Genomic DNA, 23,982 nt, shown 5'->3' on the forward strand with positions numbered 1-23,982 from the left:
GCTGGAGGATCCGTGGACCTGTCCCTGTCGACCCGTACCGTCGGCGATCGTACGGTCGTCGAGGTCGGTGGCGAAATCGACGTATATACCGCGCCCAAGCTGCGTGAGCAGCTGGTCGAGCTGGTGAACGACGGGAGTTTCCACCTCGTCGTCGACATGGAGGGCGTCGACTTCCTCGACTCCACCGGGCTCGGCGTGCTGGTCGGCGGCCTGAAGCGGGTGCGTGCCCATGAGGGCTCGCTGCGCCTGGTCTGCAACCAGGAGCGCATTCTGAAGATCTTCCGCATCACCGGCCTCACCAAGGTGTTCCCGATCCACACCTCGGTCGAGGAAGCGGTGGCGGCGACCGACTGATCGGCCGGCCCACAGGGAGCGGGACCAGACCGCTCCGGGACGGAAGAAGTACCAACAGGGGGTCCGGGCTTTCGGCGGCCCGGTCCCCCGACAGCACGCCCGTAGTTCCGAGGGGGATGCATGGCCACCGTTGAACTCCGCTTCAGCGCGCTGCCCGAGCACGTCAGGACCGCACGGCTGGTCGCGGCGGCAGTGGCACGCAGGGCCGGAGTGGACGAGGCCGTCCTCGACGAAGTCAGACTCGCCGTCGGCGAGGCCTGCACGCGGGCCGTGGGACTGCATCAGAACGCCGGCATCACCGCGCCGGTGAAGGTGCAGCTGATCGAGGAGGAGAAGCAGTTCTCCATCGAGGTCGGCGACGAGGCGCCGCGTACCGCTCCGGGAGACCGGGCGCCGGGCGCGGCGGGTGACGACCTGGAGGCCGAGGAGGACGAGATGGGCCTCGCGGTCATCAGCGGCCTCGTCGACGACGTCGAGGTCACCGCCGGGGAGAACGGCGGGCAGATCCGGATGACCTGGCCCACCGCCCCGCCCAGCGCGGTGCTTCCCTGAGCCTCACCACTGAACGTCTGTACCCGAAGGGCCCTACCTCGTAGGGCCCTTCGGCATGTCGGCGCACAGGAGCGCGCACCTACATTGGTCAGGTGCGATGGGTTTCGTGAATTCCTTCACGATCAATCACCGGATAATTCGATCAAGTCAGTGGTGGCGTCAATGGCTTTGAAGCATTACCACTTTCGGGTTCTGTAGCGTGACGTCGATCATTTGCTGAAGAGCACGAGAAGGCCAATTCCGTTTACCGCGGACTGTTTTGATCAGCAAGAGGTACCTAGAATCCGTCCACATCTTGAGCTCAGCACAGGCGTCAAGGAGGACGAATGGCGGGGCTTTCTACCCCTCATCAGTTTGACCACCCCACAACCTTCGCAGCCGCAGTCCTGACCGACGACAACCGGATCATCGTGATGGTCATCGGGGTCGTGGCACTGGCCGCCCTCGTGGTCGCGGGAGTCCTGGTGCGCCAGGTACTCGCGGCGGGCGAGGGCACCGACAGCATGAAGGAGATCGCCGGAGCCGTTCAGGAAGGCGCCAACGCCTATCTGGCCCGGCAACTGCGCACGCTCGGCGTATTCGCCGTGGTCGTGTTCTTCCTGCTCATGCTGCTGCCCGCGGACGACTGGAATCAGCGCGCCGGCCGATCGATCTTCTTCCTGATCGGCGCGGGGTTCTCGGCGGCCACCGGATATATCGGCATGTGGCTCGCCGTACGCAGCAATGTGCGGGTCGCGGCCGCGGCCCGGGAAGCGACCCCGGCGGAGGGTGAGCCGGAAAAGGATCTCACCGCCGTCTCGCACAAAGCAATGAAGATCGCTTTCCGTACGGGCGGCGTCGTCGGCATGTTCACGGTGGGGCTCGGTCTGCTGGGCGCCTCCTGCGTGGTGCTGGTGTACGCGGCCGACGCGCCGAAGGTGCTCGAGGGATTCGGCCTCGGGGCCGCCCTGATCGCCATGTTCATGCGTGTCGGCGGCGGCATCTTCACCAAGGCCGCCGACGTCGGCGCCGACCTGGTCGGCAAGGTCGAGCAGGGCATCCCGGAGGACGACCCGCGCAATGCCGCGACCATCGCCGACAACGTGGGCGACAACGTCGGCGACTGCGCGGGCATGGCGGCCGACCTCTTCGAGTCGTACGCCGTGACCCTGGTCGCCGCGCTGATCCTCGGCAAGGCGGCCTTCGGCGACTCCGGTCTCGCCTTCCCGCTGATCGTGCCCGCGATCGGCGTCGTCACCGCCATGATCGGCATCTTCGCCGTGGCCCCGCGCCGTACGGACCGCAGCGGAATGTCGGCCATCAACCGCGGCTTCTTCATCTCCGCGGTGATCTCGCTCGCGCTGGTGGCGGTGGCGGTCTTCATCTATCTCCCGTCCACGTACGCGGACCTCGACGGCGTCACCGATGCCGCCATCAAGGCCAAGGACGGCGACCCGCGGATCCTCGCGGTGGTCGCGGTGGGGATCGGCATCCTGCTGGCCGCGGTCATCCAGCAGCTGACCGGCTACTTCACCGAGACCAACCGCCGCCCTGTCATGGACATCGGCAAGACCTCGCTGACCGGCCCGGCCACCGTCGTCCTCGCCGGTATCTCGGTGGGTCTGGAATCGGCCGTCTACACCGCCCTGCTGATCGGCCTCAGCGTCTACGGCGCCTTCCTGCTCGGCGGTACGTCGATCATGCTCGCGCTGTTCGCGGTGGCGCTGGCCGGCACCGGCCTGCTCACCACGGTCGGCGTGATCGTCGCCATGGACACCTTCGGCCCGGTCTCCGACAACGCGCAGGGCATCGCCGAGATGTCCGGCGACGTCGAGGGCGCCGGCGCCCAGGTGCTCACCAACCTGGACGCGGTCGGCAACACGACCAAGGCCATCACCAAGGGCATCGCCATCGCCACCGCCGTCCTGGCCGCGTCGGCGCTCTTCGGGTCGTACCGGGACGCCATCACGACGAACGTGCACGACGTCGGCGAGAAGCTCACCGGCGCGGGCGCGCCGCTGAGCCTGTCCATGGACATCTCGCAGCCCAACAACCTCGTCGGCCTCATCGCCGGCGCGGCGGTCGTCTTCCTCTTCTCGGGGCTGGCGATCAACGCGGTGTCGCGGTCGGCGGGCGCGGTGGTCTACGAGGTGCGCCGGCAGTTCCGTGAGAAGCCCGGGATCATGGACTTCAGCGAGAAGCCGGAGTACGGCAAGGTCGTCGACATCTGCACCAAGGACGCCCTCCGGGAGCTCACGACGCCGGGTCTGCTGGCGGTCATGGCGCCCATCGCCATCGGGTTCACGCTCGGTGTGGGCGCGCTCGGCGCGTACCTGGCCGGCGCGATCGGCACAGGCACGCTGATGGCGGTGTTCCTCGCCAACTCCGGTGGCGCCTGGGACAACGCCAAGAAGCTCGTCGAGGACGGCCACCACGGCGGCAAGGGCAGCGAGGCCCACGCCGCGACGGTGATCGGCGACACGGTCGGCGACCCCTTCAAGGACACCGCCGGTCCCGCGATCAACCCGCTGCTGAAGGTCATGAACCTGGTCTCGCTGCTCATCGCGCCCGCAGTGATCAAGTTCTCCTACGGCGACGACAAGAACCTCGGCGTCCGGATCGCGATCGCGGTCCTCGCGCTGATCGTCATCGTCGGGGCGGTCTACGTCTCCAAGCGGCGCGGAATCGCCGTCGGCGACGAGGAGGGCAAGAGCGAGCGGGTGGCCAATTCGACGGATCCCGCGGTGGTTTCGTAGGCGGTCTTACGGGACCCGGTCCGGGCAGTTCCACGAGGCTCGGCCCAAAGGGCGGGCGGGAGGCGCGTGTTGACGCGTCGCCCGCCCGTTCTCGTATCCGCGCGCGGTATGTGTGCAGCCTCACGGTGAGCCTTCTCTCGCCTGGTGCAAATGGCTTCAAAAGGGTCCGTAGTGGAAGCTCGGCATGCGGTTGGCGGCTGTGCGCCGTGTATGTTCCGGGGCCGAGAGCCATGGAAGGGACCAACCCGGTGAACAAGAAGCTCGCGGCCGCACTGTCCGGCGGTGCGGTACTGGTACTGGCGCTGTCGGGATGCAGCAGCGACGACGGCAACGACAAGCTGGATGCCTGGGCCAAGCAGGTCTGCGACGCCGTACAGCCGCAGGCCAAGAAGATCGAGGCCGCCAACGCCGCGATCCAGAAGCAGACCTCGGACAACAGCACGCCGGCGGCCGTCCGCACGACCGACGCGCAGGCCTTCCAGGACATGTCCGACGCCTACAAGGCGATCGGGGCCGCGGTGCAGAACGCGGGGGCGCCGAACGTCGACGACGGCGCGACGAAGCAGAAGAACGCGGTCAAGGAGCTCGACGACATCTCCGCCGCGTACGCCTCGCTGAAGACGCAGGTCGACAAGTTGAACGTCAAGGACCAGGCGAAGTTCGCCGACGGCCTCAAGGACATCGCCACCTCGCTGGACAAGCTGAGCCAGAGCGGGAACGACGCGCTGAAGACCCTTGAGGAGGGCGACGTCGGCAAGGCGATGGCGAAGCAGGCCAGCTGCAAGTCGGCGTCCGCGTCGGCCTCCGCGACCGGGAGCTGACCAGGAGCCCTACCCGGAGCTGACCAAGAGCCGTACCGGGAGCCTGTCAAGAGCTGCAGGCGGCCGCCCGTCCCGGCCACAATGGGGGCGTGAGTACCTCCGGCCTGCGTGCCCTGCCCGCTTCCGACCGCCCAGATGTCGCCGCCCGGCTGCGGGACGCCCTGCTCGGGGCGTCCTTCACCGCCGACGGGCTGCTCGAACTGCTCGGCGCCCCCGCGTACGCGGCGCTGGCCCGCAGCGAGACCGTGCCGGCGCTCCGGGCGACCCGTGGCGACACACCGCTGGAGATGCTCGTACGGCTGTTCCTGCTTCAGCAGCCCGTGCTCCACGCGCGCGTGGCGGCCGTTCTGCCGGTCGACGCCTGTCTGGAGAGCGGGTGGCTGGTGCGGACCGGCGCCGACGAGGTGGCCGCGACCGTGGACGTACGGCCGTACGGCGGGCCCGACGGCGAGGACTGGTTCATCGTCTCCGACCTGGGCTGTGCCGTCGGCGGGGCCGGCGGCATCGGCAGCCGCGAGGAGGGCGTCGTCCTGGGCGTCGGCGGCGCGTCCACGACCCTGGCCGGCATCACGGTCCGTACGCCCGTCCCGGCCGCCCTCGACCTCGGCACCGGCTCCGGTATCCAGGCGCTGCACGCCTCCCGGCACGCCACGCGCGTGACGGCGACCGACCTCAACCCGCGCGCCCTGCACATCACCGCGCTCACCCTGGCGCTCTCCGGCGCCCCCGCGGCCGATCTGCGCGAGGGCTCCCTCTTCGAACCCGTCCGCGCCGAGGAGACGTACGACCTGATCGTCTCGAACCCGCCCTTCGTGATCTCGCCGGGCGCCCGGCTGACCTACCGGGACGGCGGGATGGGCGGGGACGATCTGTGCCGCTCGATCGTTCAGGGGGCGGGGGAGCGGCTGAACGAGGGCGGGTTCGCGCAGTTCCTCGCCAACTGGCAGCACGTGGAAGGGGAGGACTGGCAGGACCGGCTCAGGTCGTGGGTGCCGCGCGGCTGCGACGCGTGGGTCGTGCAGCGTGAGGTGCAGGACGTCACGCAGTACGCCGAGCTGTGGCTGCGGGACGCCGGGGACCACCGGGGCGACCCGGCCGAGTACCAGGCGCTGTACGACGCCTGGCTGGACGAGTTCGAGGCGCGCAAGGTGAAGGCGGTCGGCTTCGGCTGGATCACCCTGCGCCGGACGGGGGCCGCGGTGCCCTCGATCACGGTGGAGGAGTGGCCGCACCCGGTCGAGCAGCCGCTCGGCGAGACGGTGCGGGCACACTTCGACCGCCTGGACTACCTGCGGGCGCACGACGACGCGGCCCTGCTGGAGGGCCACTTCAGGCTCGCCTCCGAGGTCGTCCAGGAACAGGTCGGTCTGCCCGGCGCCGAGGACCCGGAGCACGTCGTACTGCGCCAGAACCGCGGCATGCGCCGGGCCACCAAGGTGGACACGGTCGGCGCGGGCTTCGCGGGCGTCTGCGACGGCTCGCTCAGCGCGGGGCGCATCCTGGACGCCATCGCCCAACTGGTGGGCGAGGACCCGGTGTTGCTGCGGGACCGGACGCCGGCGCAGATCAGGGTGCTGGTGGAGCAGGGGTTCCTGGAGCCGGCGTGAGGTGATTCCCCCGGGCCGGGCGTGGGGCCCGGGCGGTGCCGCCCCTTCCGGCCGGCGTGCGTCACGGCTGATGCAGGCCCGCGCCCCTGATGCCCATGTGTCCGGTCTGGCGGGATTGGTGCCGAAAAGGGCTCCTGTCAGTGGTGGGTGCGAAGCTACCTTCGAGGGACGAACTTCGCGCGTTCTCGGGGGAGGCGCGCCGTCTCGGGGGAGGCACGATGGCGGGGGAGACGCCGGAGCAGGGTGAAGGCAGGGTCATCAACGGGCGGTACCGGCTGCTGCGGACGCTCGGCGCGGGCGGCATGGGACGCGTATGGCTGGCGCACGACGAGGAGTTGGCCTGCGAGGTCGCGATGAAGGAGATCGCGCTCCCGGAGGTGCCGACGGACGCGGGCGAGCCCGCCCAGCGCATCGCGCGGGCCCGCAGCGAGGCCCGGCACGCGGCACGGCTGCGCGGGCACCCCCATGTGGCGACGGTGCACGACGTGGTGGTGCACGAGGGGCTGCCCTGGATCGTCATGGAGTACGTCCCGGACGCGGTCGACCTCCAGGCGGTGGTACGGCGTTCCGGGCCGCTGCCGCCCGCCCAGGTGGCCCGCATCGGGCTCGCCGTGCTGGACGCGCTGACCGCCGGGCACCGGATCGGCATCCTCCACAGGGATGTGAAACCGGCCAACATCCTTCTGGCGTCGGACGCTTCGGGCGACCCCTACGCGCGCGTGCTCCTCACCGACTACGGCATCGCCCTCCAGCCCGAGTCCCGCGAGCCGCGCCTCACCGCCACGGCCGGCATCCTCGGCACGCCGGGCTACCTCGCCCCGGAACGCGCGCGTGGCGAGCCGCCGACCCCGGCCGCCGACCTCTTCTCGCTGGGCGCCACGCTGTACGCCGCCGTCGAGGGCCGCGGCCCCTTCGACCGCCACGGCGACTACGCGACCCTCACGGCCCTCCTCGGCGAGGAACCCACCCCACCGCTGAGGGCGGGCGAACTGGCGCCGGTGCTCCAGGGGTTGCTGGTGAAGGACCCCGTGCGCCGGTCTTCTCCGGAGGCGGTGACGCGGGGACTGGAGCGGGTGGTGCAGGGGGTTGCGGCCACCGGCTTCGGTCCGCCGGGCGGGGGCTACGGAGCGCCCGGTGGGGGTTACGGAACACCGGGCGCGGGCTACGGGACACCGCCGGGCGGGCCGGGAACGCCTGCTGGGCCGGGTGGCGGTGGCACGCCGGGTGGGCCGGGAACACCGGCAGGGCACGGCGGCGGTGGTGCCACGCCAGGCGGTCCGGGAACTCCCGCAGGAGGCGGGGGCGAAGGCGTGCCGCCCGGGTATGTCGGGAGCCCGTCCGCGGGGTACGGGGGCAGTCCGCCTCCGGGGTACGGCGAGAGCCCGCCTCCGGGGTACGTCGCGAGTTCGCCGCCGGGCGGCTGGAGCGGTGGGGCCGCGCCGGGGACTCCGGGTGGTCCTCCGGCGACGCCGAACACGCCGCACACCCCGGCGCGCGGGCCCGACACACCGGCAGGTGCGCCCGGTTCGCCGGCGTACGACGTCTGGCGGCAGCCTGCCGCGCAGGATCCCTTTGCTTCGGCCAACCCCTATGCCCAGGGCCCCGGTACGCCCGGCGGCGGAGCCGGTGGTGCGCAACCGCCGCCGTACGCGGGGAGCGCCGCCCCGCCGACGCCCTACGGCACCGCCGCCCCCGGCGCCAACTGGGCCGCCGCCCCCACCGCGCCCGGCACCGGTGGCCCGTCGTACCCGCCTCCTCCGCGGCCCCCGGCCCCGCCCTCCGGCAAGAAGCAGCTCGCGGTCGTGGCGTTGGTCGTGGCCGCCGTCCTGGTCCTCGGCGGTGGGGCGTGGGGGTTCTACGTGCTGACCAGCGACGGTGGTGGCCACAAGAACAGCGCCGCGACCAAGAAGTCGCCGTCGGCCGGCGCGTCGCAGAAGTCGCCGACGCCGACCGGGCCCGTGCTGCCGTACGGAAGCGTGGTCGGGCTCAGCGCGCCCCTGGAGGCCGGCGACTGTGTGAAGGCGGTCTGGTCGGGGACGCCGTTCAAGTCGGCGCCGAACCTCGGCGTGGTGGGCTGCACCCCCGACGACTGGCCCGACGGCCAGGTCGTCGGCGTCGACACGGCCACCGACTACGCCGACGCCAGCGCCCAGGGCGCGAAACGCTGCGAGAACCAGAGTCGGGCGGTCGTCGACGCGCTGCCGGACGCGGGCGGTTACGCGGTCCTGCCGACCAAGGAGGGGTTCGCCGCTGCCAAGGGCGGTACGGCGTGTCTCGTACTGGGACGGCATGCCGCGATAGGCGGCGAGGTCGGCCGGTTCCGGGACGAGGGCTCGGATCTGTGGGTCGGCCAGATGAGCGTCGGTGACTGCTGGGTCTACAAGCAGGTCGGCGACAAGTACAAAGCCCCGCTCACCGACTGCACCAAACTCCACAACTACCAGGTCATAGGGGCGGTTCAAGCCCCCGACAAAATGAGCTACAAGAAGGGCATCGACAACGCGAACAAGCTGTGCAGCAACAAATTCGAGTCGACCTGGGCGCCGGGTCCCGACCGTGTCGTGTACGGCTGGGTGGCGGACCAGCACGACTGGGACCTCGGTTTCGACAAGGCGGTGTGCACGGTGGGCCGGTCCGACGGCGAGCAGACGACCGGCAGGATATCCGCGCCGGGTTCGGTCTGACCCGGCCCCGGAAGCGGGCCCCGCGGCCGGAGCCGGGCGGTCCACAGGCGCGTCGGCTCCGCGTTCACCTCCGGTTCGCCCGGTCGTCTTCCGTGCGTGCCAGTCTCCCCGGGCGGGGCACTCGCGGACGGGCGGAAAAGGGGCAGGCGGAGCCATGGAGAGCGGACCGGCGATCTTCGCGGGAGTGGTGTTCGCCCTGTTCGGCGGCGCCCTGCTGGTGTGGACCGCGACCCGGGTACGGCGTGGCGAACCCGTCGCCCACGGTGTGAACCCCGTCGCATCGGTGACCCTCGCGAGCCTTGCGTCGGTGATCGCGCTGGCCCTCGGAACCTGGTGCTTCACCCGCGTCTGAAAGCAGCCCCCGAGCTGCGGCTCCGATAATTGGGAGGCGCTGTTCCGGATGGGCTCGAAAAGGCCGGTGAGCACTCCGGGCGGCAGGAATGGCGCGACTCGGGTTACCGTTCGAGTGGCCGTTGCGGGCTTTTCCCGTTTGACACGGGGGCGGGATGTACCGTCACACTCCGCAGCGTCACCATGACCGTGCCCCGGGACCCAAGCGGCTCCGGGGAGGCCCCAGTGTCGACCGGAGAGAAGAGCGAAGTTGTCCCCGACCAGCGAGACCGCACACGGCGGCCGCCGACTCGTCATCGTCGAGTCGCCTGCCAAGGCGAAGACGATCAAGGGCTACCTCGGCCCTGGTTACGTCGTCGAGGCGAGCGTCGGGCACATCCGCGACCTCCCCAACGGCGCCGCGGAGGTGCCGGAGAAGTACACCGGCGAGGTCCGCCGCCTCGGCGTGGACGTCGAGCACGACTTCGAGCCGATCTATGTGGTCAACGCCGACAAGCGGGCCCAGGTCAAGAAGCTCAAGGACCTGCTGAAGGACTCCGACGAGCTCTTCCTCGCCACCGATGAGGACCGCGAGGGCGAGGCCATCGCGTGGCACCTCCAGGAGGTGCTCAAGCCCAAGGTCCCGGTCAAGCGGATGGTCTTCCACGAGATCACCAAGGCCGCGATCCAGGCCGCCGTCGCCAACCCGCGCGAGCTCAACCAGAAGCTGGTCGACGCTCAGGAGACCCGCCGCATCCTCGACCGTCTCTACGGTTACGAGGTCTCGCCGGTCCTCTGGAAGAAGGTCATGCCCCGGCTGTCGGCCGGCCGTGTCCAGTCGGTCGCCACCCGGCTCGTCGTGGAGCGGGAACGCGAGCGCATCGCGTTTCGTTCTGCCGAGTACTGGGACCTGACGGGCACCTTCGCGACCGGCCGCGCGGGGGACTCGTCGGACCCGTCGTCCCTTGTCGCCCGCCTCCAGACCGTCGACGGCAGGCGGGTCGCGCAGGGCCGCGACTTCGACTCCCTGGGACAACTCAAGAGCGAGCAGGTCCTCCACCTCGACGAGGCGAACGCCCGCGCCCTGGCCGCCGCCCTGGAGCAGACGCAGTTCGCGGTCCGCTCGGTCGAGTCCAAGCCGTACCGCCGCTCGCCGTACGCCCCGTTCCGTACGACGACCCTCCAGCAGGAGGCCTCGCGCAAGCTCGGCTTCGGCGCGAAGGCGACCATGCAGGTGGCGCAGAAGCTGTACGAGAACGGCTTCATCACCTATATGCGTACGGACTCCACGACCCTGAGCGACACGGCGATCACCGCCGCCCGCACCCAGGTCACCCAGCTCTACGGCGCCGACTACCTGCCGTCGAGCCCGCGGACGTACGCCGGGAAGGTCAAGAACGCGCAGGAGGCGCACGAGGCGATCCGCCCCTCGGGTGATCGTTTCCGCACGCCCGCCGAGACCGGCCTGACCGGCGACCAGTTCAGGCTCTACGAGCTGATCTGGAAGCGGACCGTCGCCTCCCAGATGAAGGACGCGACCGGCAACAGCGTGACCGTGAAGATCGGTGGCACCGCCGCCGACGGCCGGGACGTCGAGTTCACCGCGTCCGGCAAGACGATCACCTTCCACGGCTTCCTGAAGGCCTACGTCGAGGGCGCCGACGACCCGAACGCCGAGCTGGACGACCGCGAGCGCCGGCTGCCGCAGGTCGCCGAGGGCGACCGGCTCACCGCCGAGGAGCTCACGGTCGACGGGCATGCCACCAAGCCCCCGGCCCGCTACACCGAGGCCAGCCTGGTCAAGGAGCTCGAAGAGCGCGAGATCGGCCGCCCGTCGACGTATGCCTCGATCATCGGCACGATCCTCGACCGCGGCTATGTCTTCAAGAAGGGCACGGCACTCGTCCCGTCCTTCCTGTCCTTCGCCGTGGTCAACCTCCTGGAGAAGCACTTCGGGCGGCTCGTCGACTACGACTTCACCGCCCGCATGGAGGACGACCTCGACCGCATCGCGGCCGGTCAGGCGCAGTCCGTGCCGTGGCTGAAGCGCTTCTACTTCGGTGAGGGCGGCGGCGAGGGCGGCGCGGCCGACGCCGGCAACGGCGACGGGGACCACCTCGGCGGCCTCAAGGAGCTGGTGACCGACCTGGGCGCGATCGACGCGCGCGAGGTGTCGTCGTTCCCGGTGGGCAGCGGCATCGTGCTCCGGGTCGGGCGCTACGGCCCGTACATCGAGCGCGGCGAGAAGGACTCCGAAGGCCACCAGCGGGCGGACGTGCCCGAGGATCTGGCCCCGGACGAGCTGTCGATCGAGCTCGCGGAGGAACTGCTCGCCAAGCCGAGCGGCGACTTCGAGCTCGGCGCCGACCCCGAGTCGGGCCACCAGATCATCGCCCGCGACGGCCGCTACGGCCCGTACGTCACCGAGGTGCTCCCCGAGGGCACCCCGAAGACCGGCAAGAACGCCGTGAAGCCGCGTACGGCCTCGCTGTTCAAGTCGATGTCGCCGGACACGGTGACGCTCGCCGACGCGCTCAAGCTGATGTCGCTGCCGCGGGTCGTCGGCGCGGACGCCGAGGGCCAGGAGATCACCGCGCAGAACGGGCGCTACGGGCCGTACCTGAAGAAGGGCACGGACTCGCGTTCGCTCACCTCCGAGGACCAGCTCTTCACGATCACCCTCGAAGAGGCGCTGGAGATCTACTCCCAGCCCAAGCAGCGTGGCCGGGCCGCCGCCAAGCCGCCGCTGAAGGAGCTGGGCACCGACCCGGTCAGCGAGAAGCCGGTCGTGGTCAAGGACGGCCGCTTCGGGCCGTACGTGACCGACGGGGAGACCAACGCGACCCTGCGCTCCGGCGACAGCGTCGAGGAGATCACCCCGGAGCGCGGCTTCGAACTCCTCGCCGAGAAGCGGGCGAAGGGGCCCGCCAAGAAGACGGCGAAGAAGGCGCCCGCCAAGAAGGCCGCCCCGGCCAAGAAGACGGCTGCCAAGAAGACCGTCGCGAAGAAGACGACGGCGGCCGCGAAGAAGGCGCCCGCCAAGAAGACGACCACCGCGAAGAAGGCGACGGCTGCGAAGACGGCGTCGGAGGACTGAGCCGAGGCTCGTTCCGCCACGGAGACTTCGCGAAACCAACGCCCCGATATCGCTTTGGTGTCGGGGCGTGCGCACGTTCGGGCGCGTGCGGCGGGCTGTCAGTCGCTCCCGATAGGCTGAAAGCATGACGCCAGCCGAGCAGCCAACGGCCCACCAGCCGGCCCCCGACGACGCCCTTGCAGCGGACTCCCGCGAGCGCGCCGTCCGCGCCCTGCTGCGGCAGCCGCAGCTGAGGCGGCTGTGGAGCGCCCACCTGGTGGGCTCGATCGGCGACGCCCTGACCCTCTTCGTGCTGGTGCTCCTCGCACTCCAGGCGGCGATCAGCGAGGGCTCCTTCGGCGGCGACTACCGCGGCGTGGCATTCGCAGTGGCGACCGTTTTCGGGGTGCGCATCCTGGCGACGCTGCTCTTCGGGGCCGTACTCCTCGGCCCGTTGACTTCGCTCACTTCGCAGGACGGTCCCCTCGACCGCCGCTGGACCATGGTCGGCGCCGACGCCGTCAGGGTGCTCGCGCTCATCGTCGCCCCGCTGTGGATCGACTGGACGCCGGACGACGCACTGGCGGTCCTCCTGGTCACCGCCTTCGTCACCGGGGTCGCCGAGCGCTTCTGGACGGTGTCCCGCGAGAGCGCCGCGCCCGCGCTGCTGCCCGCCCCGCCCCTGGAGGGCGCGACGGTACGGCCGTTGCCGGACCACATGGACGCGCTGCGTCGCCTGTCGCTGCGTACCTCCTTCGTGGCGATCCCCCTGGCTGCCGCCGCGCTCGTCGTCGCCGGGCTGCTCAACAACCTTCTGGGCGCCGGGATCGCGTGGTTCGAGCAGCACCAGGCGGCCCTCGGGTCGTACGTGGCGGCCGGGCTGTTCGCCGCCTCGCTCTCCGTGCTGACCTTCCTGGAACTGCCCGACACCCGCACGCCACGCGCGCGTTCGCCGCTCGAAGGCCTGCGCCGCCCCAAGACGGGCACCGGCGTCGACAAGGGCCGCACCGGAGCGATCCCGCTGCTCGTCCTCGCCTGCGCCGCCATCGCCGGAGCGGTCTCGGCCGCGGTCTCCGTGGCCGTGCTGCACGCCACCGACCTGGGCGGCGGCCCGGTCCTCTACGGGCTCCTGGTGCTCGCGCTGACCGGCGCGGTCGTCGTCGGCATCCGTACGGCGCCCAAGGTGCTGGTCTCGCTGTCCCGGCGCCGCCTGCTCGCGCTGGCGATCGCCTTCACCGGCGTCGCGCTGCTGGCCGCCGGGCTCGTTCCGGACGTCACCACCGTGCTGCTGATCGTCGCGCTGGCCGGCGTCGGCGCGGGCGTGGCCGCCAACACCGGGCACACGCTCCTCGACCAGGAGACCGAGGAGTACCGGCGCACGCGCACGACGGAACATCTGCACGCGGTCGTACGGGTCTCCGTGGCGCTCGGCGCGGTCATCGCGCCCGTGGTCGCCGCGGGGATCGGCCCGCACCGCCTGGAGAACGGCAGGTTCGTCTTCGCGCACGGCGGCGCGGCCTTCACCCTCATGCTGGTCGGCGCGCTGCTGCTGCCGGTGGCCGCGCTGGTGCTGGCCAAGGTCGACGACCGCTCCGGAGTACCGCTGCGGCACGACCTGCGGGACGCGCTGCTCGGCGGCGACGACCCGGTGACGGCGCCCGCCGCCGACGGCTTCTTCATCGCCCTGGAGGGCGGCGACGGCGCCGGCAAGTCCACCCAGGCCGAGGCCCTTGCGGAGTGGATAAGGGCCAAGGGCCACGAGGTCGTGGTGACCCGCGAGCCGGGTGCGACGCCGGTCGGCAAGCGGCTGCGGTCGATCCTGCTGGACGTGTCGAGCGCCGGGCTCTCGCACCGGGCGGAGGCACTGCTGTACGCGGCGGACCGCGCCGAGCACGTGGACACGGTGGTCCGGCCCGCCCTGGAGCGCGGCGCCGTGGTGATCTCCGACCGCTACATCGACTCCTCGGTCGCCTACCAGGGCGCGGGCCGCGACCTGTCCCCGACCGAGATCGCCCGCATCAACCGCTGGGCGACCGACGGACTCGTACCCCACCTGACCGTCCTGCTGGATGTCTCCCCGGAGATCGCCCGCGAACGCTTCACGGAGGCGCCGGACCGGCTGGAGTCCGAGCCCGCCGAGTTCCACGCGCGTGTGCGCTCCGGCTTCCTGACGCTCGCCGCGGCCGACCCCGGGCGGTACCTGGTGGTGGACGCGGGCCAGGAGCCCGAGGCCGTCACCACCGTCGTACGGCATCGGCTCGACCAGATGCTGCCGCTCTCCGAGGCCGAGGTGAAGGCCCAGGAGGAGGCGCGGAAGAAGGCCGAGGAGGAGGCCCGCCGCAAGGCCGAGGAGGAGGCCGCGCGCAAGGCCGAGGAGGAGCGGCTGGAGCGCGAGCGCCAGGAGCAGCTCGCCAAGCTGCGCGCCGAGGAGGAGGAGCGCAAGCGGCGCGAGCTCGAGGAGGCGCAGCGGCGCGAGGCCGAACGGCAGGCGGAGGAGGCCCGGCAGCGGGCCGAGGAGGCGCACCGGCGGGCCGAGGAGGAGCGGCAGCGGCTGCTCGCCGAGGAGAAGGTGCGCGCCGAGGAGGAGGCCCGCCGCAAGCTCGAGGAGGAGCGGCGGCGCAGGCAGGCCGAGGAGGAGGCCCGGCTGCACGCCGAGGCCGAGGCCCGGCGGCTGGAGAAGCAGCGCAAGGCCGAGGAGGCGTTGCTGCGGGCGGAGGAGGCCAGGCGGCTCGCCGAGCAGGCCACGGCCGCAGCGGAGGCGGGACCCGGGCAGCCGACGGCGCCCGCGGTGCCGCCGGAGGCGTCGACCATGCCGACGCCGGTGGTGACGCCGACGAACGCGTCCGGCGGTCCGGCGGAGGAGACGGCTGTTCTGCGGCCGGTTCGGGACGGCGGGAACGGGGGCGGCGGCGCGGGTCGGGCCGGTGATGCCCGTGGTGCGGGTGAGGCCGGTGGTACCAGTGGTGCCCGAGGTGGTGCGCGGTCCGGCGGTGAGTCGGAATCCGAGGTGACGGCGAAGCTGCCGCAGCCGCCGGTGCCTGCGGGGGCGGCTGATGAGACCGCCGTGCTGCCGCCCGTGAAGCCGGGGGCGGCCGATGAGACGGCTGTCCTTCCGCCGGTGGCTCCCCGTGCCGCTGACGAGACGGCTGTACTGCCGCCTGTGGTGCCGGGTGCGGCGGACGAGACTGCCGTGCTGCCGCCCGTGTCTTCCGGGGCCGAGGACGAGACCTCCGTGCTGCCTCCGGTGCGCGGGGAAGGGCCTGCCGATCGGGTGCCGCCGGGGTACTTCCGGGACGAGCAGGCCGGTGCGATGGCGGATCGGGGCGAGGACCGTACGCGGGAGATGCCGCAGGTCGACGCGGAGGGGACGCCTCGGCGACGGGCCCGGTCGGACTGGGCCGAGGAGACGCCGCTGGACGATCTGCCTTCGCTGGCGGACGAGTTGCTCGGCCCGCGGAGCGACGAGCGCGACGACGACGCGGGGCGCGGCAGGCGTCGCGGGCGCTGAGGTCGGCCGGGCCGGCAGGCGGCGCGCGGCTGTGGTGGCCGTACGGAGTCGCCGCCCGCGTCCCGTTGTCAGTGGCACCCCGCACAATGGATCCCGCAACGTGAACCATGACGAAAGGGCGGGGTGACCCATGACCGTCTGGGACGACCTCGTCGGCCAGGAGAAGGTGGCCGGGCAGCTCGACGCGGCTGCCCGGGACGCCGACGCACTCGTCACCGCGGCCGCCTCCGCCGCGCCGCCGCCCGAGGCCTCGAAGATGACGCACGCCTGGCTCTTCACCGGCCCGCCGGGCTCGGGTCGGACTCAGGCCGCGCGGGCCTTCGCCGCCGCCCTGCAGTGCGTGTCCCCGGACCGCGCGCTCGGCGGATCGCCCGGCTGCGGGTTCTGCGACGGCTGTCATACGGCCCTCGTCGGCACGCACGCCGATGTCACCACCGTCGCCGCGGTCGGCGCGCAGATCCTCGCCGACGACATGCGGGACACCGTACGGAAGTCGTTCACGTCACCGGCGAACGGCCGCTGGCAGGTCATCCTCGTCGAGGACGCCGAGCGGCTGAACGAGAAGTCGGCCAACGCCGTCCTGAAGGCGGTGGAGGAGCCCGCGCCGCGGACGGTGTGGCTGCTGTGCGCGCCGTCCATCGAGGACGTGCTGCCCACGATCCGTTCCCGCTGCCGGCACCTGAACCTGCTGACGCCGTCGGTGGACGCCGTCGCCGACATGCTCGTACGGCGTGAAGGGATCGAGCCGCCCGTCGCCGCCGCCGCGGCCCGGGCCACGCAGGGGCACGTCGACCGGGCCCGCCGGCTGGCCACCGACCCGGCCGCCCGGGAGCGCCGTGCCGCCGTGCTGAAGCTGCCGCTGCGGGTCGAGGAGATCGGCGGCGCGCTGAAGGCCGCCCAGGAGCTCGTGGACGCCGCCGCCGAGGACGCCAAGCAGCTCGCCGAGGAGATGGACGGCAAGGAGACCGAGGAGCTGAAGGCGGCGCTGGGCGCGGTCCAGGGCGGCCGGATGCCGCGCGGTACGGCGGGCGTGATGAAGGACCTGGAGGACAAGCAGAAGCGGCGCAGGACGAGAACACAGCGCGACAGCCTCGACCTCGCCCTGACCGACCTCACCGGCTTCTACCGCGATGTCCTCGCCCTCCAGCTGGGCTCCCGCATCGCCCTCGCCAACGGGGACGCCGAGGACACCCTGGAGCGCCTCGCCCGCGGCGGCTCCCCCGAGTCCACGCTCCGCCGTATCGAGGCCATCGCCGCGTGCCGGGAAGCCCTCGACCGCAATGTGGCCCCGCTCCTCGCGGTGGAGGCGATGACCATGGCACTCAGAGCGGGCTGAGCCGGACCGCGCGGCGAGAGGGATCCCGACGATCAACGGAGGTTGACCATGTAACTCGTACGGGCAACGGTGTGCACGGACAGCATTCCTTCGACTTCACAGAGTTACGCTCGCCTGATGTACACCAGGCGCAGCTCCCGTCCCCGCCGGTCCCGAACCGCCGCCACTCTCCTCGCCACCGCCGCCCTGCTCGTCTCCGCCTGCTCCTCCTCGGGCTCGGCGAGCGACGCCAGTGGCGCGGCCGAGGTGGCGCTGGCCGCGCTGCCGCAGTCGACGCCGGCCGGCCTGGCGCCGTACTACGGGCAGAAGCTGAGCTGGCGCACCTGCGGTGTCCCCGGGTTCGAGTGCGCCACGATGAGGGCGCCGCTGGACTACGCCCACCCGGAGGCGGGGGACGTGCGGCTGGCCGTCGCCCGCAAGAAGGCCACCGGGAAGGGCAGGCCGCTCGGGTCGCTGCTGGTGAACCCGGGCGGGCCGGGCGGCTCGGCGGTCGGGTATCTGCAGCAGTACGCCGGGATCGGCTACCCGGCGGAGGTCCGCGCCCGGTACGACATGGTGGCGGTCGATCCGCGCGGGGTCGCCCGCAGCGAGCCGGTCGAATGCCTCAGCGGGCGGCAGATGGACACGTACACGCAGACGGACACGACGCCCGACGACCAGAAGGAGACCGACGAACTCGTCGACGCCTACAAGAAGTTCGCGGAGGGCTGCGGGGCGCGCTCGGCGAATCTGCTGCGGCATGTGTCCACCGTCGAGGCGGCCCGGGACATGGACATCCTGCGGGCGGCGCTGGGGGACAAGAAGCTGACGTATGTGGGGGCGTCGTACGGCACGTTCCTCGGGGCGACGTACGCCGGGCTGTTCCCGGAGCGGGTGGGCCGGCTGGTGCTGGACGGCGCGATGGACCCCTCGCTGCCCGCGCGCCGCCTGAACCTCGACCAGACGGCCGGCTTCGAGACGGCGTTCCAGTCCTTCGCGAAGGACTGCGTGCAGCAGCCGGACTGCCCGCTCGGCCACAAGGGCACCACGCCGGCCCAGGTCGGCAGGAACCTCAGCGCCTTCTTCAAGAAGCTGGACGCGCACCCCATCGCCACGGGTGACGCCGACGGCCGCAAGCTCGGCGAGGCCCTGGCCACGACCGGTGTGATCGCGGCGATGTACGACGAGGGCTCGTGGGCGCAGCTGCGCGAGTCGCTGACCTCGGCGATGAAGGAGAAGGACGGTGCGGGTCTGCTGGTCCTCTCGGACAGCTATTACGAGCGCGACGCCGACGGCCGCTACTCGAACCTGATGTTCGCCAACGCGGCGGTGAACTGCCTCGACCTCCCGGCGGCCTTCTCCACCGTCGACCAGGTGGAGAAGGCGCTCCCTTCCTTCGAGAAGGCGTCCCCGGTCTTCGGCGACGGCCTCGCGTGGGCGTCCCTGAACTGCGCGTACTGGCCGGTGAAGCCGACGGGTGAACCGCACCGGATCGCGGCGAAGGGCGCGGCCCCGATCGTGGTGGTCGGCACGACCCGCGATCCGGCGACGCCGTACCGCTGGGCGCAGTCCCTGTCCCGGCAGCTGTCCTCTTCCCGGCTGCTCACGTACGAGGGCGACGGCCATACCGCGTACGGGCGGGGCAGCGACTGCATCGACGGTGCGATCGACACGTATCTGCTCCGCGGGACGCCGCCGGCCAAGGGAAAGCGCTGCTCATAGCCGTACGACCGGCCCCGGAGTCCCCGCCTCCGGGGCTGGTTCGGAGCACCCCCGGAAACTGTGTAGACTTTCCGACGTTGCCGAACGCACCATGAGTGCCGACAGCACGCCGCCTTAGCTCAGATGGCCAGAGCAACGCACTCGTAATGCGTAGGTCTCGGGTTCGAATCCCGAAGGCGGCTCCATGAGAAACCGCAGGTCAGGAATCTGACCTGCGGTTTTTTCGTTTTTCAGGGTGCCCGCCTCGTCAACATACAGACTGGTCTGGTTTATCTGGTTCGGGGCGTGGGGTGGGTGGGTTCCCTTCGGTCGTGTGGCGCGTTCAGGGTGTCGCTTTGGGCAATCGCGGGGGCTCTTCGGGCGAGGTGTGGTGTGAGGGCTGCCTCTGAAACAGGCATGGTTGTATGATTTAGGTTCGTCGATGGTTGTCGGCCGGGCGCCCCTTGGGGTGTCTTTGGCTTGCCGTTTTGTTGTTTCTTTCATGTTTTGCTCGTGCTTGAGGAAGAGTAGGCGGGTGCAGCCTGATGCAGACGCGGTCCGAGACCACCCGTCAGACTCTCGTCCGTGCCACGGCGGAGCTGATCGCGAACGGCCAGCTCTCCGACGCGGGACTGGTCAACATCTGCCATCGGGCGGGCGTCAGCCGAGGGGCTCTCTACCATCACTTTCCCTCTACCGCGGCGCTGGTCGCCGCCGTGTACAAGCAGGCGCGCAGCCGGGTCGTCGTCATGACGGAAGAGGCGTTCGAGGGGCCGGCGGCGGATGCTCCGGAGCGTTTCCTCGCGGCGCTGGGCGAGTCCCTGCGCACGGAGGAGGTCGTCCGGGCGGGGATGCGGCTCGCGGCCGACGGGTCGGCGGGGCCGCCGCGGCTGCGTGACGATCTGCTGAAGATGGTCCACCAGCGTCTCTCCGACGCGCACCGGGACACCGTACGGCCGGCGCAGAAGCTGACCGACCTCGCCGATCTGGCCGTGGTGGTGGCCGCCGGGCTGGAGTCGCTGGGATACAGCGACGGCGTCTGGTGGGATGCCGAGACCGCGCGGCGGTTGTGGGGATTGCTGCGTCCGCTGTACAGCCCGGAGGGCGAGGAGCGGGAGAGTGAGTAAATGCGGGGGAGGGGACGGGGGCGGGCGTTAGCCCCGGGTTGCGCCCCTATGAGCGGCAACCCGGAACGCCGACCGGCGACTTGGCCTCAGCCATACGTGTCGACCGGCAGGGCGTGGTGGGCCGGGTTCCGGATGGTTCTCAGCTCTCGGTGGCGACCGAGCCTGCCGCGGCGACCGGGCTACCCGCAGTCACCGCGCTTCCCGCGGTGACCGGGTTCTCCGCGGTGACCGGGCTCTCCGTGGTGGCCGGTGGTGGTGTGGTGCGCAGGCGGCCGATCAGGCCGGGGATGGCCAGGCCCGGTAGCAGGAAGCGCCAGAAGACGCCGAGCCGTTCCGGCAGGTCGACCCGCTTGGTGTACGCCTGGGACATGATCTGGAGGCCGGTGAAGGCGCCGACGATGGTCGAGGCGGCCTCGCGGGCGTCCACGCCGGGCAGGATCTCGCCCCGTTCCTCGGCCTCCCGCAGCAGGCCGAGAATGGCCACGTTGGACTGCTCGTAGGCGGTCTCGGGAGGGGCGGAGAAGGAGGTCTGCTCGACGGTGAGCCGCACGCTGGCGCGCAGGACCGGGTCGGTCTGGAGCCGCCTGGCGAACTCCATGGTCAGGTCGATGACGGCCTGGAGCTTCACCTGCTGGTCGGGGATCGTGAGCGCCTCGCCGTGCGCTGCCACCAGGGCGAGCGCGATGGCTTCCTTGGAGGGGAAGTGGTGGTAGAGCGAACCACGGGTGAGGCCGGTCCGGGCCAGGATGTCGTTGGTGCTCGCGGCGTCGTAGCCGAACTCGTCGAACACCTGGGCCGCAGCCTCCAGGATCGACTGCCGCGACCGCTTACCGCGTTCCTGTTGAGCCATGCCAGATCCTCACCATGAATTAACAGACTAGTCTGTATTGTATCGCGTCTAGGTGGCTGTCAGATATGGCGTCAGCAGCAAGCATGGTGAAAATTTTGGTCGGGTAAGGGCTCCGGGGCGGGGGCCCGGTGAGACCGGGCGCGCTACGGGCGCCCGAGCCGGAAGCCGATGCCCCGGACGGTGGTGATCCATCCACTCGCGCCGAGCTTGCCGCGCAGGGTGCTGACATGGGTGTCGACGGTGCGGCCGTGCGGGGACCACGCGTCGTCCCAGACCTGGGCCATGATCTGGCGCCGCGGGACGACGGTGTCGGGCTGCGAGGCCAGCAGGTACAGCAGGTCGAACTCCTTGCGGGTCAGGTCCACCGGCTCGCCGTCCAGCGTGGCCACCCGGGCGCCCGCGTCGATCCGCAGAGGCCCGTGGTCGATGATCCTCGCGGTCGCGCTCGCCTGTGAGCGCACGCGGCGCATCACCGCGTCCATCCGGGCCAGCAACTCCCGGAAGCCGTACGGCTTGACCAGGTAGTCGTCGGAGCCGGCCTGCAGGCCCAGCACCCGGTCGAGTTCGGAGCCGCGCGCGGTGACCGTGATGATCGGGGTGTTGCTCACCGCCCGGATGCCGCGGCACACCTCGAGGCCGTCCAGGTCGGGCAGGTCGAGGTCGAGCAGCACCAGGTCGGCGTCGTGATGCGTGCGCAGTGCCTGGGCTCCGGTGCCCACGCTCTGGGCGGCGTAGCCCTGGCGCTGGAGGCCCTTGAGGAGTGTGTCGGCGGCCCGTGCGTCGTTCTCCACGACCAGTACCCGCAGTACGCCCTCCCGGGTCGTGCCCTGCGGGGCGGTCGTTCCCCGGGCCGACGGGAGCGCGGGCCGGTGTGGCGGGTGGTGCTCCGATGATGCGTCTGATGCGTCGAGTACATCCGTGGCCTGCAGATTCATTGCCCCTCCTGAGTCACAGCCTCGTCATCACAGACTGCTGAACGCTCACAACAGCGAAGATACCAAACAGACTTGTCTGATTGTCAACCATGATTAGCCCACGCGTGAGGCGCCGCTCCAGGGTCCGCCCGGCCTCTCGTGGCCTGTGGCGGCACGGCATTTCCGGGCTTCGGTCGAGGTCAGGTCCACCGGACCACATTCGGGCAGGTGGGCGGCGGTGATGGCGGAGTTCCATCGCTACCGTACTGAGTTGCCTGTTTTGCCGGTCCGGCAGGGCGAACCGGGCGAAATCTCTACTGCCGGCCGGTGTCGAAGGGTGGCTTCCGGTTACGGGGTCAAATCTTTACTTGAAAAAACGAACTGACCTGTCTGTATCTTGGAGCCCGAAGAGGTCGGCCAAGGGGGAGTGCCGATGTCCGGCGTGTTGCCCCCTGCCCGGAAACAGACAGGAGTGCTGCACATGCGGGACCTGAAGACTCTGCCTCGACTGACCGCCACGGTGCCGCGCGAGTACGTCCATCGCGCCGCCGTATCCGAAGTCCTCCTCACCGGCTGGGAAGCCGACGAGATACCGAGCCCCGAGGGCCAGGAGGGCTTCGTGGTCAGAGCCCAGTGGCCGCGCAGCCACTCGCTCTTCGCCCGGGAGGGCGGCTACCAGGATCCGATGCTGGTGATCGAGTCCGTCCGCCAGGTCGGCTCCCTGCTGGCTCACGCCGAGTTCGGGGTGCCCTTCGGGTACCAGTTCCTGATGGAGGACATCTCCTTCGCCGCCGCCCCCGAACTCCTGGTCGCCGACGCCGTCCCCACCGAGGTCGAACTGCGCACGGTCTGCCGCGACATCGTCCGCCGGGGCCGTTCCCTCTGCGGAATGCGGTACGGCGTCACCGTGCTCCGCGAGGGAAAGGCGCTGGCCACCGCCGGGGCCGGCTTCCGCTGCATCAGCCCGGGCGTGCACAGCCGGCTGCGCGGCGGACGTCCCACCACCACCGACCGCACACCGCGCCCGGCGATCGCTCCGGCCGCCGTGGGCCACACCAGCACCCGGCACGTCGTCCTCGCCGAGCCGGCGCCCGGCACCGCGAACCGCTGGGAGCTGCGGGTCGACACCGCCCATCCGACCTACTTCGACCACCCCGTGGACCACGTTCCCGGGATGGTGCTGCTGGAGGCCGCCCGGCAGGCCGCGCACGCCTCGACCGGGATGCCCGACGCTCTTCTGCTCGAACTGAAGAGCGACTTCACGCGGTACGCCGAGTTCGACGCCCCGTGCTGGATCGAGGCGCGCCCCGAGCGGCTCGGCGGGACGGGCGACGTCCTGGTGCGGGTGCGCGGCACGCAGCAGGGGGAGGCCGTCTTCGGCGCCGAAATGATATTGAGCCCTCGCACCCGCTGAGTGGCCTACCTGACGGGGGGAGGGTAGCGAAGTGCCTACCATCATGATCACTGGTGCGTCCGGTTTCGTGGGCGGCCATGTGGTCCGCGAGGCGGAACAGCTCCAGCTCGACCTGCGGGTCATGGCGCGCCGCCGGACCGGGCCGGACTCCGGCCGCCGTGTCGTCCGGGGTGATCTGGCCGACCCCGCGAGCCTGCGCGGCGTGTGCGACGGAGTCGACGTACTGATCCACTGCGCCGCACAGATCGGCGGAACCGCCGAGGCCAACGAGGCCGTCAACGCCCGTGGTACGACCGCCCTCGTCGCGGAGGCGCGCCGCGCGGGAGTCGCCCGCATCGTGCATCTCAGTACGGCGTCCGTATACGGCCGCGGAGTCTTCCGCGGCAGCAGGCCCGAGGAACTGACCCGCAATCCCGGATCGCCCACGTCCCGCACCCGGGCCGTCGCCGAGGACGCCGTCCTCTCGGCCGGCGGCATCGTCCTGCGGCCCCATCTGGTCTACGGGGAGGGCGACACCTGGGTGGGTCCCGGGCTGGTCCGGATTCTGCGCACCCTGCCGGGCACGGTCGGCGGCTGGTCCTCGCTCATGTCGGTCATCGCGGTGCGGGACCTGGCCGGGCTCCTGGTGGCCACCGCCCTCGCACCCCGCTCCGCGCTGACCGCGCCGGTCTATCACGCGGCCCACCCGGTGCCCGTCACGGCGGGCACCGTCCTGCGGGCCGTCGCCGACTGCACGGGAACTCCCTGGCCGGACCGGGAGTTCACGGTCGAACAGGCCCGCACGATCCTCGCGGCGAACGGCCGGTCGTCGTCGGGGCTCGACCTGCTGGCGACCGATCACTTCTTCGGCAGCGACCCGCTCTGGTCCGACCTCGGCCGGGCTCCCGGGGCGGGTTTCGACCGCGGGTTCCAGGGCTCGGCGCACTGGTATCGAAAGACCTTGCAGGCGGCCTGAAGCGCCGCTCCCTTCAACTGCCTGAAATTGAGGAGTAGT

At 71.1% G+C, this 23,982-nt stretch carries 16 protein-coding genes and 1 tRNA gene; 15 read left to right on the plus strand and 2 right to left on the minus strand.

All coding sequences use genetic code 11. The features are described from left to right. Positions 1–12 precede the first annotated feature (12 nt). The 13 genes from bldG (at position 13) to ACQEWB_RS26570 (ending at position 19,810) form a co-directional block, all read left to right on the plus strand. A complete protein-coding gene (gene bldG / locus ACQEWB_RS26510) occupies positions 13–354 on the plus strand; it encodes an anti-sigma factor antagonist BldG (RefSeq protein ID WP_003975386.1) in 342 nt (113 codons plus the stop codon). Positions 355–474: 120 nt separating this feature from the next. Beyond that, entirely contained in the window at positions 475–906 is a 432-nt protein-coding gene (locus ACQEWB_RS26515) for an ATP-binding protein (RefSeq protein ID WP_432835127.1), read from the plus strand. A gap of 326 nt (positions 907–1,232) precedes the next feature. Next, entirely contained in the window at positions 1,233–3,641 is a 2,409-nt protein-coding gene (locus ACQEWB_RS26520; RefSeq protein WP_432835129.1) for a sodium-translocating pyrophosphatase, read from the plus strand. A gap of 230 nt (positions 3,642–3,871) precedes the next feature. Beyond that, positions 3,872–4,462, plus strand: a complete 591-nt coding sequence (locus ACQEWB_RS26525) for a small secreted protein (RefSeq protein ID WP_432835131.1) — start codon at positions 3,872–3,874, stop codon at positions 4,460–4,462. An 89-nt stretch (positions 4,463–4,551) separates the two neighbouring features. After that, positions 4,552–6,069, plus strand: coding sequence for a DUF7059 domain-containing protein (locus ACQEWB_RS26530; protein ID WP_432835133.1), 1,518 nt, complete (start codon positions 4,552–4,554; stop codon positions 6,067–6,069). A gap of 218 nt (positions 6,070–6,287) precedes the next feature. Beyond that, entirely contained in the window at positions 6,288–8,753 is a 2,466-nt protein-coding gene (locus tag ACQEWB_RS26535) for a serine/threonine-protein kinase (RefSeq protein WP_432835135.1), read from the plus strand. 154 nt (positions 8,754–8,907) lie between these two features. Then, positions 8,908–9,105, plus strand: a complete 198-nt coding sequence (locus ACQEWB_RS26540; RefSeq protein WP_432835137.1) for a hypothetical protein — start codon at positions 8,908–8,910, stop codon at positions 9,103–9,105. 249 nt (positions 9,106–9,354) lie between these two features. Further along, entirely contained in the window at positions 9,355–12,180 is a 2,826-nt protein-coding gene (gene topA / locus ACQEWB_RS26545; protein ID WP_432835139.1) for a type I DNA topoisomerase, read from the plus strand. Between the two features lie 124 nt (positions 12,181–12,304). Continuing rightward, the gene (gene tmk, locus ACQEWB_RS26550) at positions 12,305–15,667 is read left to right on the plus strand and encodes a dTMP kinase (protein ID WP_432835141.1); all 3,363 of its coding nucleotides are present in this window, start codon (positions 12,305–12,307) and stop codon (positions 15,665–15,667) included. 130 nt (positions 15,668–15,797) lie between these two features. Then, positions 15,798–17,003: a DNA polymerase III subunit delta' gene (locus tag ACQEWB_RS26555; protein WP_432835143.1), complete on the plus strand. Its 1,206-nt coding sequence runs from the start codon at positions 15,798–15,800 to the stop codon at positions 17,001–17,003. A gap of 117 nt (positions 17,004–17,120) precedes the next feature. Beyond that, positions 17,121–18,704, plus strand: a complete 1,584-nt coding sequence (locus tag ACQEWB_RS26560) for an alpha/beta hydrolase (RefSeq protein ID WP_432835145.1) — start codon at positions 17,121–17,123, stop codon at positions 18,702–18,704. A gap of 108 nt (positions 18,705–18,812) precedes the next feature. Then, positions 18,813–18,889: transfer RNA gene (locus ACQEWB_RS26565), tRNA-Thr, on the plus strand. A gap of 339 nt (positions 18,890–19,228) precedes the next feature. Further along, complete coding sequence (locus ACQEWB_RS26570) at positions 19,229–19,810, plus strand: TetR family transcriptional regulator (protein WP_432835147.1); 582 nt, start codon at positions 19,229–19,231, stop codon at positions 19,808–19,810. 139 nt (positions 19,811–19,949) lie between these two features. On the opposite strand, the gene ACQEWB_RS26575 is transcribed toward ACQEWB_RS26570, so the two are convergent. Both ACQEWB_RS26575 and ACQEWB_RS26580 read right to left on the minus strand, forming a co-directional pair. Continuing rightward, positions 19,950–20,660, minus strand: coding sequence for a ScbR family autoregulator-binding transcription factor (locus ACQEWB_RS26575; protein ID WP_432835149.1), 711 nt, complete (start codon positions 20,658–20,660; stop codon positions 19,950–19,952). 143 nt (positions 20,661–20,803) lie between these two features. Then, complete coding sequence (locus tag ACQEWB_RS26580) at positions 20,804–21,595, minus strand: response regulator transcription factor (RefSeq protein ID WP_432835151.1); 792 nt, start codon at positions 21,593–21,595, stop codon at positions 20,804–20,806. A gap of 460 nt (positions 21,596–22,055) precedes the next feature. On the opposite strand from ACQEWB_RS26580, the gene ACQEWB_RS26585 reads away from it, so the two are divergent. Then, positions 22,056–22,988: a ScbA/BarX family gamma-butyrolactone biosynthesis protein gene (locus tag ACQEWB_RS26585; protein WP_432835153.1), complete on the plus strand. Its 933-nt coding sequence runs from the start codon at positions 22,056–22,058 to the stop codon at positions 22,986–22,988. Positions 22,989–23,031: 43 nt separating this feature from the next. Next, entirely contained in the window at positions 23,032–23,943 is a 912-nt protein-coding gene (locus ACQEWB_RS26590) for an NAD-dependent epimerase/dehydratase family protein (RefSeq protein ID WP_432835156.1), read from the plus strand. The last annotated feature ends 39 nt before the right edge of the window (positions 23,944–23,982 follow it).

The sequence above is a fragment of the Streptomyces sp. CA-249302 genome, from assembly GCF_050936785.1.
Lineage (GTDB): Bacteria > Actinomycetota > Actinomycetes > Streptomycetales > Streptomycetaceae > Streptomyces.